The 16,991-nt window shown below is 46.6% G+C and carries 18 protein-coding genes; 7 read left to right on the top strand and 11 right to left on the bottom strand.

Annotation, left to right across the window (positions count from 1 at the left end; genetic code table 11):
* Complete coding sequence (gene ftsZ, locus P3C17_RS07210; protein WP_233078739.1) at positions 1-1,188, top strand: cell division protein FtsZ; 1,188 nt, start codon at positions 1-3, stop codon at positions 1,186-1,188.
* A 103-nt stretch (positions 1,189-1,291) separates the two neighbouring features.
* Complete coding sequence (gene lpxC, locus P3C17_RS07205; RefSeq protein ID WP_233078740.1) at positions 1,292-2,203, top strand: UDP-3-O-acyl-N-acetylglucosamine deacetylase; 912 nt, start codon at positions 1,292-1,294, stop codon at positions 2,201-2,203.
* Here lpxC and P3C17_RS07200 read toward each other — a convergent pair.
* The gene (locus P3C17_RS07200; RefSeq protein ID WP_233078741.1) at positions 2,200-2,676 is read right to left on the bottom strand and encodes a DciA family protein; all 477 of its coding nucleotides are present in this window, start codon (positions 2,674-2,676) and stop codon (positions 2,200-2,202) included. The two genes, lpxC and P3C17_RS07200, sit on opposite strands and share 4 nt — an antisense overlap.
* A gap of 29 nt (positions 2,677-2,705) precedes the next feature.
* Between P3C17_RS07200 and P3C17_RS07195 the strand changes: the two genes are divergently transcribed.
* The 3 genes from P3C17_RS07195 (at position 2,706) to mutT (ending at position 6,840) form a co-directional block, all read left to right on the top strand.
* A complete protein-coding gene (locus P3C17_RS07195) occupies positions 2,706-3,620 on the top strand; it encodes a M23 family metallopeptidase (protein ID WP_300928772.1) in 915 nt (304 codons plus the stop codon).
* Positions 3,621-3,720: 100 nt separating this feature from the next.
* Entirely contained in the window at positions 3,721-6,432 is a 2,712-nt protein-coding gene (secA, locus tag P3C17_RS07190; RefSeq protein ID WP_300928771.1) for a preprotein translocase subunit SecA, read from the top strand.
* Between the two features lie 3 nt (positions 6,433-6,435).
* Positions 6,436-6,840: an 8-oxo-dGTP diphosphatase MutT gene (gene mutT, locus P3C17_RS07185; protein WP_300928770.1), complete on the top strand. Its 405-nt coding sequence runs from the start codon at positions 6,436-6,438 to the stop codon at positions 6,838-6,840.
* A 68-nt stretch (positions 6,841-6,908) separates the two neighbouring features.
* Here the strand turns inward: mutT and yacG are convergent, their stop codons facing one another.
* From yacG to P3C17_RS07135, 10 genes are all read right to left on the bottom strand, one after another.
* Complete coding sequence (gene yacG / locus P3C17_RS07180) at positions 6,909-7,139, bottom strand: DNA gyrase inhibitor YacG (RefSeq protein ID WP_127025899.1); 231 nt, start codon at positions 7,137-7,139, stop codon at positions 6,909-6,911.
* A 130-nt stretch (positions 7,140-7,269) separates the two neighbouring features.
* Complete coding sequence (gene zapD / locus P3C17_RS07175) at positions 7,270-8,016, bottom strand: cell division protein ZapD (protein ID WP_300928769.1); 747 nt, start codon at positions 8,014-8,016, stop codon at positions 7,270-7,272.
* 38 nt (positions 8,017-8,054) lie between these two features.
* Positions 8,055-8,678 carry a dephospho-CoA kinase gene (coaE, locus tag P3C17_RS07170; RefSeq protein WP_300928768.1) on the bottom strand — a complete coding sequence of 208 codons (624 nt, stop codon included), beginning with the start codon at positions 8,676-8,678 and terminating at the stop codon, positions 8,055-8,057.
* Between the two features lie 17 nt (positions 8,679-8,695).
* Positions 8,696-9,577 carry an A24 family peptidase gene (locus P3C17_RS07165; RefSeq protein ID WP_300928767.1) on the bottom strand — a complete coding sequence of 294 codons (882 nt, stop codon included), beginning with the start codon at positions 9,575-9,577 and terminating at the stop codon, positions 8,696-8,698.
* Complete coding sequence (locus tag P3C17_RS07160; RefSeq protein WP_300928766.1) at positions 9,577-10,797, bottom strand: type II secretion system F family protein; 1,221 nt, start codon at positions 10,795-10,797, stop codon at positions 9,577-9,579. The genes P3C17_RS07165 and P3C17_RS07160 overlap by 1 nt, the downstream gene beginning before the upstream one ends.
* Positions 10,798-10,828: 31 nt before the next feature.
* Positions 10,829-12,526, bottom strand: coding sequence for a type IV-A pilus assembly ATPase PilB (pilB, locus tag P3C17_RS07155; protein ID WP_300928765.1), 1,698 nt, complete (start codon positions 12,524-12,526; stop codon positions 10,829-10,831).
* Between the two features lie 96 nt (positions 12,527-12,622).
* Entirely contained in the window at positions 12,623-12,997 is a 375-nt protein-coding gene (locus tag P3C17_RS07150; RefSeq protein ID WP_300928764.1) for a prepilin-type N-terminal cleavage/methylation domain-containing protein, read from the bottom strand.
* A gap of 171 nt (positions 12,998-13,168) precedes the next feature.
* On the bottom strand, positions 13,169-13,831 hold the full coding sequence (locus tag P3C17_RS07145) for a cold shock and DUF1294 domain-containing protein (protein WP_300928763.1): 663 nt from the start codon (positions 13,829-13,831) through the stop codon (positions 13,169-13,171).
* Positions 13,832-13,947: 116 nt separating this feature from the next.
* Entirely contained in the window at positions 13,948-14,817 is an 870-nt protein-coding gene (gene nadC, locus P3C17_RS07140) for a carboxylating nicotinate-nucleotide diphosphorylase (protein ID WP_300928762.1), read from the bottom strand.
* 49 nt (positions 14,818-14,866) lie between these two features.
* Complete coding sequence (locus P3C17_RS07135) at positions 14,867-15,385, bottom strand: TIGR02281 family clan AA aspartic protease (protein WP_300928761.1); 519 nt, start codon at positions 15,383-15,385, stop codon at positions 14,867-14,869.
* 77 nt (positions 15,386-15,462) lie between these two features.
* On the opposite strand from P3C17_RS07135, the gene ampD reads away from it, so the two are divergent.
* Positions 15,463-16,017 (top strand): 1,6-anhydro-N-acetylmuramyl-L-alanine amidase AmpD, encoded by a 555-nt coding sequence (gene ampD / locus P3C17_RS07130; RefSeq protein ID WP_300928760.1) that lies wholly within the window; start codon positions 15,463-15,465, stop codon positions 16,015-16,017.
* Complete coding sequence (gene ampE, locus P3C17_RS07125; protein WP_300928759.1) at positions 16,018-16,908, top strand: beta-lactamase regulator AmpE; 891 nt, start codon at positions 16,018-16,020, stop codon at positions 16,906-16,908. It begins immediately after the preceding gene.
* The last annotated feature ends 83 nt before the right edge of the window (positions 16,909-16,991 follow it).

Raw genomic sequence — 16,991 nt, 5'->3', positions numbered from 1 at the left:
ATGTTTGAGTTAATGGAAAACCACAGCGAAGAAGCTGTCATTAAAGTAATAGGTGTTGGTGGTGGTGGCGGTAACGCTGTTGAGTATATGGTTGCAAGCAACATCGAAGGTGTTGAGTTTATTGCTGCCAATACCGACGCGCAGGCGCTACGTAACTCTTCTGCCCATATGACTCTGCAACTGGGTGCTGGCGTGACTAAAGGTTTAGGCGCTGGTGCTAACCCTGATGTAGGCCGTCGTTCTGCAGAAGAAGACCGTGAAACTATTAAGAAAACGCTGCAAGGCGCGGACATGATCTTTATCGCTGCCGGTATGGGCGGTGGTACTGGTACTGGTGCTGCTCCAATAGTGGCTGAAGTTGCCCGTGAGATGGGTATTCTGACTGTGGCTGTTGTCACTAAGCCATTCCCATTCGAAGGCAAAAAGCGTTTAGCTTATGCGGACGAAGGTATTGCTGAGCTGGCAAAACATGTGGATTCACTGATCACTATCCCTAACGACAAGTTATTAAAAGTCTTAGGTAAAGGCACCAGCCTGCTGGACGCCTTTAAAGCGGCAAACAACGTATTGTTAGGCGCGGTACAAGGTATTGCAGAGTTGATCACTCGTCCAGGTCTGATCAACGTCGACTTTGCCGACGTGCGTACAGTGATGTCAGAAATGGGTACCGCGATGATGGGTACTGGCCGTGCTTCAGGTCCGGATCGTGCTGAAGAAGCGGCTGAACAAGCCATTTCCAGCCCGTTACTGGAAGATATCGATTTATCAGGTGCTAAGGGTATTCTGGTGAATATCACGGCAGGCCTGGATATCAGCATTGAAGAGTTTGAAACTGTAGGTAATGCAGTGAAAGCTTTTGCTTCAGAAAATGCGACTGTGGTCGTAGGTGCTGTGATTGATCCTGATATGTCGGATGAACTTCGTGTCACTGTGGTTGCCACAGGTATAGGTGCAGAGCGTAAGCCTGATATCAGCCTGGTACCAAATCACCGTCATGAACCAGTTCGTTCAGCGCACGTTTATGGCAATGCTGGTACAAGCTATGCTCATCATCAGGGTAACGCCGCCCGTGATATGTCACAGGCTCCGTTAGAAGTACCAAATGTGCAAAGTAAGCCAGTAGCGGAGAAACAAGCGAACATCGATATTTTCGATATTCCAGCGTTTTTACGTAAACAAGCTGACTGATTTTCAGTCAGCTTACAAAAGGCCCAAAGGTTGGCATAGCTGGTCAGCTATGTTATGCTTCGCCGCCATTTTGGATTTGTTCAATATTTGAACAGGAAAAAATATGATTAAACAACGTACCATTGCAAAATCAATCAGCTCGATCGGGGTGGGTTTACACAAGGGAGAAAAGGTTACGCTTACTCTCCGGCCTGCTCCTGATAATACCGGTATTGTTTTCCGGCGTGTCGATCTGAACCCGATCGTTGATTTTAAAGTCAGCCCTGAATTAGTGGGCGACACTGTGATGTGTACCTGTTTGATCAACGACGACGGCGTACGCCTGTCCACCACTGAGCATTTAATGGCTGCAGTGGCAGGCTTAGGCATCGATAACTTGTTTATCGAAGTCGACTCTGCTGAAATTCCTATTATGGACGGCAGTGCCAACCCTTTTGTTTACCTGTTACTGGAAGCCGGTGTCAGTGAGCAGAAAAAAGCCAAAAAGTTTATTCGTATTAAGCAAAAAGTACGGGTTGAAGACGGTGATAAGTGGGCTGAGTTTGTGCCACATCACGGTTTCCGTATGGATTTTGCCATCGACTTTGATCACCCTGTGATTTCAGAAACCAAACAGCGCATGAAGCTCGACTTCTCTGCTGCGTCTTTTATTAAAGACATCAGCCGTGCCCGTACTTTTGGTTTTCTGCAGGATATTGAATATTTACGCGCCAATAATCTGGCGTTAGGCGGCAGTTTTGATAACGCCGTGGTGTTGGACGAGTTCCGGGTATTAAACCAGGACGGTCTGCGCTATGAAGACGAATTTATTAAACATAAAATTCTGGATGCAATCGGTGATTTATACATGGCCGGTTACAGCATTCTGGGCGAGTTTCGTTCTTATAAAACGGGCCACGCTTTAAACAACCAGTTATTGTCTGCAGTACTTGCTGATCAGGCGAACTGGGAATTTGTCAGCTTCGACAAAGAAGCGCAAATGCCGATATCGTACTTAGCGCCACAGCTGGCCTAAGTCTTGGGGGCAGAGCCAGGCTTTTGAGCCAGCTCTGCCAGCCTTTGTAGTTTCTGCTTTAACTCACCTTCACTGTTTTGTGCTAAAGCCAGTAAATACACCGCAGCTTGTTCAGATATTTTAGGTCCTTCAGTTTTGATTTCTTCCGCTTTGACATACTGCAGCTGGGTATTGGGCGACACTTCAATGTCGATTCCTGCTAAATCCGGCAAGATTTTCTGGCGGAAATTGTCTAGAATGGCCTCTCTTTGCATTTTCAGCCGGGTTGCCCAGGCAGGCGATTGGCATAAAATTACTAAGCGACCCGCTTTTATGGTACTAATTTTGCAAAAACCGGATGGATCCAGTTGCAGAAACTGCGCTAATTCGGTATTAAGTTGGCGCAACAGATCGGCATGCTGCATGGTCGACAACAAAGAGCTTTGTTGCAGCAACTGACTTAGATCCACTGGTTTCTGAGAATAGCGCGCCATCTTAACTTATGAATTTATACTGAGGTTGCATGAGTGTAACAGTTTTCTATCGTGGCCGACATCGCCACTTCAGCTTTGGCAGTACGCCATCGCAACTGACAGTCACGGCCGTCTTACTTTTTTGTATTGCGTCTGGTGCAGGAGCAGCTTTTGCGAATCTGTTTCAGAAAGGTAATGCTGAACTTGAAAAAGCACAGCTAAGCCGTGCTGCTGAAACTGAGGAGATTGCTGATATTCGCCGTCGCGCTGAAAATCAGCTGGCTGCGTTGACGTCCAAAGTGGCAACACTGCAGGCTCAGGTGAACCGACTGAATATGGTCGGTGAACGGTTAATTGACGCCGCTAATTTATCGACTGAAGAGTTTAACCTGCATCAGGATCCTGCCATGGGTGGACCTGCGCAAACCTCTACTGAAATCAGTCTGGCTGAATTGAACGCCGTATTGTTACAGCTCAATGAGTTAGAACAAAACCTGCAATCAGAACAAACCCGTTTTGCGATGCTTGAATCTCTGGATTTGAATCACCATATAGGAAAAAGCGTTCAGTTATCGGGCCGCCCTGTATTAAGTGGTTATTTATCGTCGAGTTTTGGTGTGCGCAGTGATCCATTTAGCGGAGAACCCGCAGTGCACCGTGGGGTAGATTTTGCTGGCAGGGAAGGTGATTCTATTTTCGCTACAGCAGGTGGTATAGTCACCTGGGCTGGCGAACGTTTTGGTTACGGTAAAATGGTAGAAATTGAGCATAGCGATGGGTACCGCACCCGCTATGCCCACGCCAAAGAGACCACTGTTCAGGTAGGGCAGATGGTAACCAAAGGTCAGGAAGTTGCCATTATGGGCAGCACTGGTCGTTCAACCGGCCCACATGTGCATTACGAAGTACTGAAAAATGGTCAGCAAATTGACCCTATGATGTTTGTTAATCGCCGTATTCAATAATACATACCCAGTTTCCTGAAGCCGGAGTTTCAGAGATGTGGGTAATAATGGCTCAGGCCGGACTCGGAGCGAGTCTCAACCAAGAAGTGGTATTTATAAAATGTTTGGAAAATTTTTCGCCAAATTAATCGGTAGTCGTAATGATCGTTATTTAAAAAAGCTGAAAAAAACGGTTGATCTGATTAATAGCCTGGAACCTTCTTTTGTTGCCCTGACCGACGAACAACTCAAATTAAAAACTGCTGAATTTAAACAGCGTGTTGCAGATGGCGCCACACTGGATGATTTATTACCAGAGGCTTTTGCCACAGTGCGCGAAGCCAGTAAGCGTGTATTCAACATGCGTCATTTCGATGTGCAGCTGATTGGCGGCATAGTGCTGCATCAGGGCAAAATCTCAGAAATGCGTACAGGTGAAGGTAAAACCTTAACTGCTACTTTGCCAGCGTACTTAAATGCGTTAGGTGGTCAGGCTGTACACGTTATTACTGTGAACGACTACTTAGCTCGTCGCGATGCACAAACCAACGCGCCTTTATTTGATTTCTTAGACTTAACTGTAGGTGTCAACGTGCCTGGCATGGGACATCTGGACAAACAAGCCGCTTACAATGCAGATATCACTTACGGTACCAACAACGAATTTGGTTTTGACTATCTGCGCGACAATATGGCCTTTTCGTCAGTAGAGCGGGTTCAGCGCCATTTAGCTTATGCCATTATCGATGAAGTGGATTCTATCTTAATAGATGAAGCCCGTACTCCGCTGATTATTTCTGGTCAGGCGGAAGACAGCTCAGAGTTGTACCGCGTAATCAACACTGTGGTTCCTCAGCTTGTTAAGCAGGAAAAAGAAGACGAAGAAGGCGCTATGGGTGATGGTCATTTCACCATAGACGAAAAAGCCAAACAAATTTATCTGACTGAACTGGGTCAAATTCGTGTGGAAGAAATTCTGCAGGAACTGGGCTTAATTCAGCCGGGCGACTCTTTATTCTCAGCCGCTAATATTACTCTGTTGCATCACACCTATGCCGCTTTACGCGCGCATAACCTGTTTAAGAAAGACGTGGACTATGTGATCAAGGATAACGAAATCGTTATTGTTGATGAGCATACAGGCCGTACTATGGAAGGCCGTCGCTGGTCTGAAGGTTTACATCAGGCCATTGAAGCCAAAGAAGGGGTTCGTATTAACCACGAAAACCAGACTTTGGCTTCTATTACCTTCCAGAACCTGTTCCGTTTGTACGACAAACTGGCGGGTATGACTGGTACTGCAGACACTGAAGCTTTTGAGTTCCAGTCTATTTACGGCTTAGAAACCATAGTAGTCCCAACCAACAGACCTATGGTGCGTAACGATATGCCTGATCTGGTGTATCTGACCGTAGAAGAAAAGTATCAGGCTATTATCAAAGACATTGAAGAGAACCGTGCACTGAAGCGCCCTATTCTGGTGGGTACTGCGTCTATTGAAAGTTCTGAATACCTGTCGAAATTGTTGCACGACGCAAAAATTCCGCATCAGGTGTTAAACGCTAAGTTCCACGCCAACGAAGCACAAATTATTGCTCAGGCCGGTCAACCAGGCACTGTGACTATCGCCACTAACATGGCGGGTCGTGGTACAGATATAGTGCTGGGTGGTAATTTACAGGCTGAACTGGCGGCTTTAGGTGAGGTCAGTGCAGAGCAGATTGAACAAGTGAAACAAGAGTGGCAAAAACGCCATGACGCTGTGATTGAGTCTGGTGGTTTGCATATCATTGGTACTGAACGTCATGAATCGCGCCGTATCGACAACCAGTTACGGGGTCGTTCAGGTCGTCAGGGCGATCCTGGTTCTTCACGTTTTTACCTGTCGTTGGACGATGCCTTAATGCGTATTTTTGCTTCAGACCGTATGGCTGGCATGATGCGTAAATTGGGTATGGAACCTGGCGAAGCTATTGAGCATCCGTGGGTCAGTCGCGCTATCGAAAACGCTCAACGTAAAGTAGAAGCCCGTAACTTTGATATCCGTAAGCAATTACTGGAATTTGATGACGTAGCAAACGACCAGCGTAAAGTGGTGTATGAGCAACGTAACGAGCTGATGGATACGGCTGATATCTCTGAAACTATCAATGCGATTCGTCACGATGTGGTGGCCTCTGTGCTGGACCAATACATTCCACCTCAGTCTCTGGACGAGATGTGGGATATTCCGGGCTTAGAAGCGCGTTTCCGCGCTGATTTCTCCATCGACATGCCTATTGCCAAATGGTTAGCTGACGATAAAAAACTGTTTGAAGAGAAGCTGCGTGAGCAAATCCACGAAGTCGTGGATAAATCTTACGAGCTGAAAGAGCATATGGTTGGTCCTGCAGTACTGCGTCAGTTTGAAAAATCAGTGATGCTGCAAAGCTTAGACACGCACTGGAAAGAACATTTAGCAGCTATGGATCATCTGCGTCAGGGTATTAACCTGCGTGGTTACGCGCAGAAAAACCCGAAGCAGGAATACAAGCGTGAAGCTTTTGAGTTGTTCTCTACTATGCTGGACAACCTGAAGCTGGACGTTATTGGTGTATTATCACGGGTACAAATTCGCGCTGCTGAAGACGTGGATGCTGTAGAAGATCAACGTCGTAAAGCGGAAAGCACTGATATGCAATTTCAGCACGAGGAAATGGAACAAGTGGCGACTGAAGTGCCGCAAACCAGCCCTTCTGCTGTGTTTCGTGATGCGGAAAAAGTAGGCCGTAACGATCCGTGCCCTTGTGGCTCTGGCAAAAAATACAAGCAGTGTCACGGTAAGTTGGTTTAAGGCATGACGCTCAAAGTGGTTCATGTGGCTGTTGGTGTGATTTTAAAGGATCAACAGGTGTTGTTAGCGCTGCGCCCGGATAAGCTGCATCAGGGCGGCCGCTGGGAGTTTCCGGGTGGTAAAGTGGAAGCCGGTGAAACCACCAGCCAGGCTTTAGCGCGTGAACTGAAAGAAGAAGTCGATCTGGATATTGCAGCTTCAAACCCTTGGTTTGAACTGCAGTATGCCTACCCTGAAAAAACAGTATTGCTGGATATCCATCTGGTGCAAGACTTTGCAGGCGAAGCAAAAGGTCTGGAAGGCCAGCCAGTGCGCTGGGTGCCTTTGTCTGAGCTGAGCCAGTATCAGTTCCCTGATGCCAATCAGCCGATACTCGACAAACTTCTTACTGAATTTGGGCAGCCGTAACGGCCGTTTGGGATCGGTTTGAACGGGTAGACGGGCGACCATAAAGGTCGCCCCTACAATTGAACCATTTATTTAAAAAATTCGTTATCCTGCTCCAGTAACTCATTTTCTAACTGTTCTAATTGCTGCTCAGATAGTGGTAAGTCAGCACGGCCTTTATCCGGTATTTTATGTTCTTCATTGGCCCAGGCGCCTAAATCTATTAAACGACAACGGTCAGAACAAAAAGGCCGGAAAGCGGATTCAGGACCCCAGACGACTTCTTTCTGGCAGGTCGGGCATTTAACGATAGTTGCCATTAGTATTTCTCCATCAGCCTTTACAAAAGTGCGCTAGTGTACCGCAGACTGTAGAATTCAGGCGAGCATAAATAGTAGGGGCGGGTCTTGTACCCGCCCGTCCCGAATGACCAACTGTTTGTTGATTGGGTTAGCAACAAGCTAGCTTAAAAGGAATAGCTTTATCCATAGTGGTACGGCCTAAGCTGTCGCAAAGCTGCATAAAACGTATCGCATAGCGGTATCTGTTACCGCTGATGGTGGGATAACTTTGGTATTCCATGGAGTACTCAATGCGCAGTAATTCAAACTGCTCGGTGTTACTTTGGAAAAAGCCATTTTCAGCGGTTAACTCTTTAAACTGGCCGCGCTCCCGAATAAAGGTCAACACATAAGAAATGGCAGTTTCAACCAGAAAGAGTTGATCCAGCCATTCCACCGCCGCTTTTTTACGTTGAGCTAAAGGCTGAGAAAACCAGTATTGCAGTTGAGGCAAATCAAAATAACAGGTGCCACCGGGGATGAAAAAACGTTGGCGCAGTGGGGCGAGGAATTTATCTTCTTTTAAGCTATTGGCAAATTTTCCGCAACGCAATAAGTCACTTTGTAACCGCACCGCTTTTTGTAACATGCTTTGCAGCATCTCATCTGAAATTGCAGGATGACGCGACCAGTTCACCAAAGCTGATTCGCAACGCTCCACATCTTTAATCAGGTCAGGGCGAACATCATTACGTTCCAATACTTCAATCAACGAAAATAGTGAGGTAAAAAAGCCCTGCTGTTGCCATTCTGTTTCCAGTGGTAGCAACTTAGTGACTTGCTGAAACAAGTACTCAACCCGCAAATAGGTGCGTACTTTTTCGTTCAGCGGATGTTCGTAGATGATTGAAGTCATAACTGAAACATTTGTTAACAATGTTCATTACCATAAACCTAAGTAGAGCTTTTTGCTAGTTTTTCCTTGGCAAACTGCTGATAACGACTATGTAGCTGCTGTATCTGCGGTTGAAGCTCAAAAACCGGCACTGTATTAAGCAGTACATCATCTGCCAGACGCAAGCGCTCAGGCCGGGCTATCTGACTGTTCAGAATGTTTTGTACTTGTGCTGCAGGCACCTGATCTCGTTGCATAGTGCGGCTGAGCTGCAGCTCTTCAGGCACATCGACAACCAGCACCCGGTCCGTATAAGTTTGCAGATTGTTTTCCAGCAGTAAAGGAGCAATCAGCAAGGCATAATCCGAGCTACAGGCGGCTAATTGCTGTAGCAAGCGTTGGCGGATCAGCGGATGCAATAATTGATTCAGCCACTGTTTTTCGGCTTCATTGGCGAAAATCCGGGCTCTGAGCGCAGCGCGATCCAATTGGCCATCGCTTTGCAGAACGCTTTGACCAAAATGCATGACTATGGACGCCAAGGCGGGTTCTCCCGGCATCACCACATCGCGTGCCACTAAATCGGCATCGACACTTTGTATCCCTAAATCATGAAATAAATTGGCGACGGTGGTTTTACCGCTGCCTATACCACCGGTCAGGCCTACAACGTATCCAGACATGCTTAAAGACCCATTCTTTACAAACCCATAGTACCAAGATACCAGGCCGTTATATCTTTACCCCATAAAATAGCAATCCAACCTGCAGCCGCTATATAAGGTCCAAAGGGAATTGGTGTTGCTTTGCCTTTGCCTTGAACCAGCAGCATCAGTGAACCAAACACAGCACCCACTACAGAGGATAATAAAATAATCAGTGGTAACAGCTGCCAGCCAAGCAGGGCACCAAAAATGGCCAGCAGTTTAAAATCACCATAACCCATGCCTTCTTTGCCGGTCACCAGCTTAAAGAGCCAGAACACAGACCATAAACTTAAGTAGCCCGCCGCAGCACCAATCAGCGAATCAGTGGGGGATACAGTAAAACCTGTCACGCTAAGCAATAAAGCAAACCATAGCAGCGGCTGAGTGATTTGATCGGGCAACAGCATTTTGTCGATGTCGATAAAAGACAAGGCGATCAGACACCAGGTCACCAGCAAATAAATCAGTGTTTGTTCTGTTACACCAAAATGCATTGCAACCAGCAAAGACAACAGGCCGGTGAAGGCTTCAATAGCCGGATAACGCACGCTGATAGGCGCTTTGCAATAACGGCATTTGGCTTTGAGTATAAGCCAACTGACAAGAGGGATATTGTCCAGAGCCGATAACTGATGCTGACATTTCGGGCAATGTGAATGCGGCAAAGCCAGATTAAACCGGGTTTTTGTTTGCTCGGCGTTTTGATCAAAGTACTGCTGGTAGTCCTGTTGCCAGGCCAGTTCCATCATTTTCGGTAAACGGTAGATCACAACATTCAGAAAACTGCCTACAGCCAGACTAAACAGCACCACAACTACATAAAAGGTCCCAGCTGATTGTTCAAACACCTGCACCAAAGGAGAGAAAAAATCCATTACACAATACTGCCCAGTTGGAAGATCGGAAGATACATCGCGATAATAAGTCCGCCTATTAAGACACCTAATACGGCCATAATCAAGGGTTCAAGTAAGGCTGTTAATCCATCGACTGCATCGTCGACCTCCTGCTCATAAATTGACGCCACTTTCGCCAGCATACTGTCCAAGGCGCCAGACTCTTCGCCTATCGACACCATCTGATTCACCATCTCTGGAAAAGCTGCGGTATTTTTCATTGCCAGATGCATCTGATTACCAGCTGCTACCTCTTCGCGTACTGACAAAATAGCGGCTCTGTATTTTTCGTTGCCAGCAGCCCCTGCAGCAGACTCCAAAGCTTCAATCAAAGGCACACCAGCGGCAAAGGTAGTGGATAAAGTGCGGGCGTATCGTGCCACCGCGGCTTTATTTAAAATCATGCCCATAATAGGCATCTTTAAAATGGCGTGATCTGCTGCGACTTTAAAACTCTGGCTGGTTTTGTAGGATTTAGACAAAATAAACACCGCCGCTATGATGGCCCCCAAGACTATGTACCAGTAGCTTTGCATAAAATCAGAAATACCTAAGACAAACAAGGTAAAAGCAGGGAGTTCTGCCCCCATGCTGCCAAAAATTTCGGCAAACTGGGGCACTACAAAAATTAATAAAATGGAGGTGACTATACCTGCCACCACAATAACGGCTATAGGGTAAAACATGGCTTTTTTTATTTTGGACTTCAGCGCTTCGGCTTTTTCTTTATAAACGGCAATGCGGTCAAAAATTCTGTCCAAAGCACCGGACTGCTCACCGGACTTCACTAAATCACAATAGAGTTCATCAAAATAGTCTTTGTGTTCACGCAGCACCTCAGACAGAGGCGTACCTCCTTGTACTTTCACAGAAATTTTTGCCATCAGCTGACGCAAAGTTTCATTGCTGGCACCGCTGGCAATCAAATCGATACTTTGTACTAAAGGCACACCGGCGCCCAACATAGTGGCAATTTGCCGGGTGACCACCGAAATGTCAGAAGATTTTATACTGGGCTGAGTAAAAGACAGAGGTTTGCTTTTTTTCTTCACTGACGAAGGGGTAAAACCTTGCTGACGTAATAAAGCTTTGGCTTCGGCCACAGAACCAGCTCTAATCTCACCATTGCTGGTTTTGCCTCGTCTGTTAATGCCTTTCCACAAGAAGATATCCAGCTGCTTTACTTTTACTTCGGCCATGATTCTAATCCTTGCTGCTCTGTTGATCGGCTTAGGCGTTAGTCACCCGGTTCACTTCTGCCAGGCTGGTGAGCCCTGCTGCTGCTTTTTTCAACGCTGACTGGCGTAGGTTCGGAAAACCTTCGGTTTGAGCCTGAGCGGCAATATCCAGCGAATTAGCGCCTGCCATAATTTTAGCGGCAATTTGAGCTGTAATAGGCATCACTTCATAGATGCCCAAACGGCCTTTGTAGCCGCCAGTGCAGTGATCACAGCCCACAGGCTTGAAGAGTTTGAGCTGGCTGAGTTGGGTTGCCAAAAAACCTTGTTTTAAGGCTTCCTGCTCGGGCAGTTGTTCGGCGGCTTTACAATGATTGCATAAGCGCCGAGCCAAACGCTGAGCAATAATAAGCGTGACTGAACTTGCCACGTTATAAGCAGGCACTCCCATATTTAATAAACGGGTTAAGGTTTCAGGCGCTGAGTTGGTGTGCAAGGTACTGAGCACTAAATGGCCGGTTTGAGCGGCCTTAATGGCGATTTCTGCAGTTTCCAGATCACGTATTTCCCCAACCATAATGACATCAGGGTCCTGGCGTAAAAATGCTTTTAAAGCCGAAGGGAAGGTTAAGCCTGCTCTTGGATTCACCTGCACCTGGTTAATACCAGGCAGGTTAATTTCAACCGGATCTTCAGCTGTAGAAATATTGGTTTCTTCGGTATTAAGAATATTCAGCCCTGTATACAAAGACACGGTTTTACCTGAACCTGTGGGGCCTGTGACTAAAATCATGCCTTGTGGCTGAGACAAAGCATCCAGATACAGCTGTTTCTGTTCTGCCTCGTAGCCTAAAATATCAATACCCAGCATAGCGCTGTCGGAGTCGAGAATACGCATCACCACTTTTTCGCCCCACAAGGTAGGCAAAGTACTGACCCGAAAGTCGATCGACTTTTTCTGTGACAGCTTAAGTTTAATGCGGCCATCCTGAGGCACACGTTTTTCCGCTATGTCTAATCTCGACATCACTTTTAAGCGGGCTGACAAACGCGTTGACAAAGCCACAGGGGGTGATGCCACTTCGTGCAAAATACCGTCAATACGAAAACGGATACGATAGCTCTTTTCATAAGGCTCAAAATGCAAATCGGAAGCACCTTTGCGAATAGCGTCGTGCAGCATTTTGTTGATAAAAGTAATAATGGGCTGATCTTCACTGTCCGAACCTACAGTTTTTGTTTCTTCTTCATCACCTCCCGCCAAGCCCATTTTGGCCAAATCCCATTGGGTGTCGGTAAAACTGTCGGTGGCTGTGGTATCAAACAACTTGTCGATGGCTTTGTGCAGCTTATCAAACTCCACCACTATCATTTCTGCGTTCAGGCCGGTATTAAATTCAAAGTCTTCCACTGACGTCATATCAGTAGGGTCGACCACTGCCAGAAATAAGGTTTTGTGTCTTTTGCTCAGTGGCAGAATATGGTGTTTGCGAATAAGCTTTTCGTTGCGTAACTGTTCCGGGATCGCATTGATATCAAAAAAATCTAAATCCAAAGCGCTGTGCAGAGTAAAAGCAGCGGCGGCTTCCGCCAGAGCCTTCGACTGGATCAGTTTTTCACCAATCAGCAAATCAGCAATAGTCTGATACTGATGACTTTTTTCCTGCAGCAGTTTAGAGGTGTGCTGAGGATCAACTAAATTAGCTTGCTGTAAACGTTTTAATAATATTGAGTTTGGATTTAATGCCATACAGATTCCCGGTGGTGGAGCTTGGCCTGTCTGGTCGTGCTTTATCCTGAGAAAAACGGCCCTGAACGGGCCGTTTCTGATGCGAGAGACTAAATATTAGACGCCACAACCTTTAATGGGGACGGCGCCAGCACCTGACAAGGCACAAACCCAGGTAATATTCTGGCCAGCCGCAGCAGGTGCAGTGGGGGTCATGGTGGCAGTAATACCATCATAAGTTAAAGACAATACACCGCCAGGTCCGCAGTTTGGTATTGCTGTACCTGAAGAGTCCGTACAGCCCAAAGCTCCACTGGTGGCATAAGCTTCGGCGACTTTAATTTTTTGACCACCTAATGAAGCTACTGCGTTTGAGCCGCGGGCTTTGGCCGTGTAGTCCTGATAAGCAGGTAAAGCAATGGCAGCCAAAATACCGATAATCGCAACAACTATCATTAATTCAATAAGGGTAAAACCTTGATTACGTTTCATGGAACATCTCCTGATTGGTATGCCCACTGTTGGGGCTACTTAATTCTGGTTAATATTTGTTATTAAGCAAGCTTTGCTCTGATGTTTAATTTCAGTTGCAAACAGAGCGGATAAAAAAGTGAATTGGTGGTTAAATTACTGATTTTTAATGGCTATCTCACTGAATTTTTGTTAAAGCAGTGCCACTTTCTGCAAAAATGCGGAGCCGGAGTCAGATAATAACCAAAGTAAAAAACAACTATTGCCATAAATAACAAAACGAAACTCTCGCTGAAAAGGCGCTTTATGTACTTTATGATGCAAACGTTTTTGCGCCAGCCAGGCTCCGGGCCAACCGCCAATTAAGCTGAACATCTGCAAACTTTCTTCAGGTAAACGGCTCTGTTGTCCGTTGCACGCCAGTTTTTTATCAATTTGATACAGCCAATAGGTAAACAAACTGGCTTCGAGATAAAACAGTGGCATGGTAAAGACAAAAGATCCGGCCAATAAAGACAACAGTAACAACACAAAAAACAAGTAACGGAAACACCAGGCCTGATGTTGGATCTGATAAATAGCTGGTTCAGTGTTGCTGGTAGTTTTGGTTGACGGAGTGATCACAGGATCTTTGGCTGAGGCAAATTGCAATGCCAAAGCGCAAGGACGATGCTGTTTATCCTGCCCCAATTGATAACAGAGCAGATCGCCTTGCTGTGGTCTGTGCTGGGGGGCGGTTTCAAAATCCCGGATATGAAAAAACAGCCGCTCGCCGGAGCCAGTGGTAATAAACCCAAAACCTTTGTCATCACGCCAGTAACAGACAGTGCCATGCAAGAGTGGACTAGGATTCATAAGGATCACAGCGCTACGGAAACACTGATTAAAGTGTATCAGCCTTTTACCACTTTGCTGTTTGCTGCGACGAATGACCAGGGCTGTGCAGTAGGACACAGCCCTCTGTCAGTGGATCAGATACTGCGTAAGCGCATTGATAAATCAATGGCTTGCACGTTTTTAGTTAAAGCTCCGCTGGAGATATAATCCACACCAGTGCTGCTTAAAGAACGTAAAGCTTCGGCGGTAATATTGCCTGACACTTCCAGTTTGGCCTGACCTTTGTTTAGGCTGACGGCTTGCTGGATGTCGGCAATATGGAAGTTGTCGAGCATCACAATGTCAGCACCAGCTTTGAGGGCTTGCTCAAATTCAATCAAATCTTCCACTTCCACTTCGACAGGTTTCCCTGGGAAATTCTGCCGCGCTATGCTGACGGCCTTGTCGATAGAACCAGCTGCTGCAATATGATTTTCTTTAATCAAAAACGCATCATATAAACCCAGGCGGTGGTTTTTACCGCCGCCACATGCCACGGCGTACTTTTGCGCTAAACGCATACCAGGTAAGGTTTTGCGGGTATCGAGTAAACGGGTGGCGCTGCCTTCCAGTAAAGACACATACAAAGCCGTAGTGGTGGCCGTGCCACTTAAACTCTGGATAAAGTTAAGTGCGGTACGCTCACCAGTTAATAAAATTCGGGCTGGGCCTGTCAGCTCACACAATATGGAGTTGGCGGTAACTTTATAACCATCCTGAACAAACCATTCCACCTGAACTTCTTTGGATAACTGACGGAAAACTTCCGTCAGCCAGGCGCTGCCACAAAACACACAGTCTTCACGGCTGATAATAGTGGCTTTGGCTTGTTGGGTCGTGGGAATCAAAGACGCGGTAATATCGCCTTGCTCCAGCGGTAAATGGCCTAAATCCTCAGCCAGAGCCTGACGAACAGTCAGTTCAATATCCCGTTGCAAATCAGTAAGGTAAGGGACGTTAATCATCTGTATTTATAATTCCGATAAAATAACAGGCTCTTTGCCCTGTTAAAAGTTAGCGTTGGATTAGCTTCAGCTCATCCTGTTGTTGGCTGAATTCTAATTGTTTTAACGCACTCATGCCTAACAAAATATCTGTGCCATGCAAGCCAGGGGTAATACTGGCGCGTATTTCTGTCAGCACAATATCACCCAGTTGCAGGCTATTCAGTCTGCTGTCGTACGCTGCAGCCAGTCCGTTGGCTGTGCTGACTTGATAACGCTGGCCTTTAGGCATGCCCAATTTGAGTGCTGCCTGCTCTGACACTGCGACTACAGTAGCGCCTGTATCGAGCATAAACTCCATCGGGACACCGTTAAATAAGGCGGTGCCGACATAATGGCCAGCCTTGTTACGCTTTAATATGGTGACTTTTTCACCACTGCTGCCAATCTGACTTTGCAGCTGCTGATTTGGATTTATTTGTAACGAAATCTGATCTTCAAAAAACCAATACAGCAAGGCAAGCAACAGCAGCCAACTGATCCAGCTAAAGAACCGACCTAATTTAGTTGTATTGTCATGTGCTTGCATTCCAAAGTCTCAGGGTTGACAATAAAGGCTCCAGCTTAACCGAGCATGAAGCGCATTTGCAAAACGGGATTGACACTGTGGCGTTAAATCAACAGCAAGTTCCGATTGAACTTGAACAGCGTGCCAGTCCGCATTGGAACAGACGACCACAAGACTGTGATATCAGTTTGTTGGTGATCCATTGCATCAGCTTGCCTGCTGGTCAGTTTGGCAACAGTTACATTGATGATTTATTTATGGGTGTATTGGACACCAGTGCCGATAACAGTTTCGCTGACTTAGCGGGAGTGAGAGTTTCTGCTCATTGTGTTGTTTTTAGAGACGGCTTAATCAAGCAATATGTGCCCTTTCGGCACAGAGCCTGGCATGCAGGCCTATCGGAATTTGACGGACGACAAAACTGTAACGATTTTTCGATAGGAATTGAGTTAGAAGGTACTGAGCATCAGCCTTATACCGATGCGCAGTACCAAAGTCTGGTGCTGTTAACCAGACAACTGATGCAAGACTTTCCGGCTATTAGTCTGGAACGTATTGTGGGACATCAGCAGATTGCACCGGGTCGGAAAACCGATCCAGGCCCGTCATTTGACTGGAGCCGTTATCAATCTGCGTTAAAGGAGAATAGATAAATGACCTTGATCAGTATGCTTATCGCCTTAATCATTGAACGGCTGGCGGTTCGCAGTGAGGCCTGGCAGTTTTCGTTTTATGCCAAAAAGTACCAGTCTCTGAGCCACAGTTCTGGCTTATCTAAACTGTCAGATGACAGCAAAGGTCAATACCTGTGGCTGCTGTTACCCGGTATTCTGTATGCCCTGGTGCTGTGGCTGATTGGCAGCAGTCTGGTAAGCCTGGTGCTGAATACCTTGGTGCTGCTGGTGTGTATTGGCTGCTGGCACTACCGCCAACTCTATAAGCAGTATTTAAATGCCAGTGAAAGAGCAGATAACGAAGCGGCTTTTTTAACAATGCAGCAGTTAAGCAAGGACGCAGGCTTAACAGATGCTGAGTTGAGTTATGGTCAACGTCTGGTGTGGCTGAACTTTCGTTATTATGCCGCTGTATTGTTCTGGTTCGCCCTTTTAGGTGGAGCTGGTGCTATTACTTATGCTTTATTGCGTCAACTGAACGAACCTGTCAGTTGGGATAAACCAGTGACACTGGCAGAAACTGACGACGCAGAAACCGCTGAATTTGTTGAAACAGCTCCTGATATTCCTGTTGCATTCCAGCAGGTCATGTTCTGGGCCGACTGGGTACCAGCCCGTTTATTTGGGGTAGGTTTAGCTTTGGTTGGGCATTTCTCCCGTGCATCCGCTGCGCTGCTGGCATTTTTGGGTGACTTCAGTACGCCATCCACTACTGTCATTACCAGTGTCGCTAAAGCGGCAGAACCTTTGCCTGATGATGCCTATAACTGCGCGGAAGAAACCGCCTGTATGGTGCAACTGGCTAAACGTAATGTGCTGTTTTTCCTTGCTTTAGTAGCAGTGCTGACCTTGTCAGGCTGGTTGGGCTAAACAGAAGAAACAAAAGAAAGCAGCTTCGGCTGCTTTTTTTATGTCCATGGAAGGACGGTATGTCGCAACTGTAGGGAACAGTG

It is taken from the genome of Rheinheimera sp. 1928-s (assembly GCF_029269265.1).
Classification (GTDB): Bacteria; Pseudomonadota; Gammaproteobacteria; order Enterobacterales; family Alteromonadaceae; genus Pararheinheimera.
Note: the sequence above shows the minus strand (reverse complement) of the source record. Positions and strands in the feature narration are given on the sequence as shown.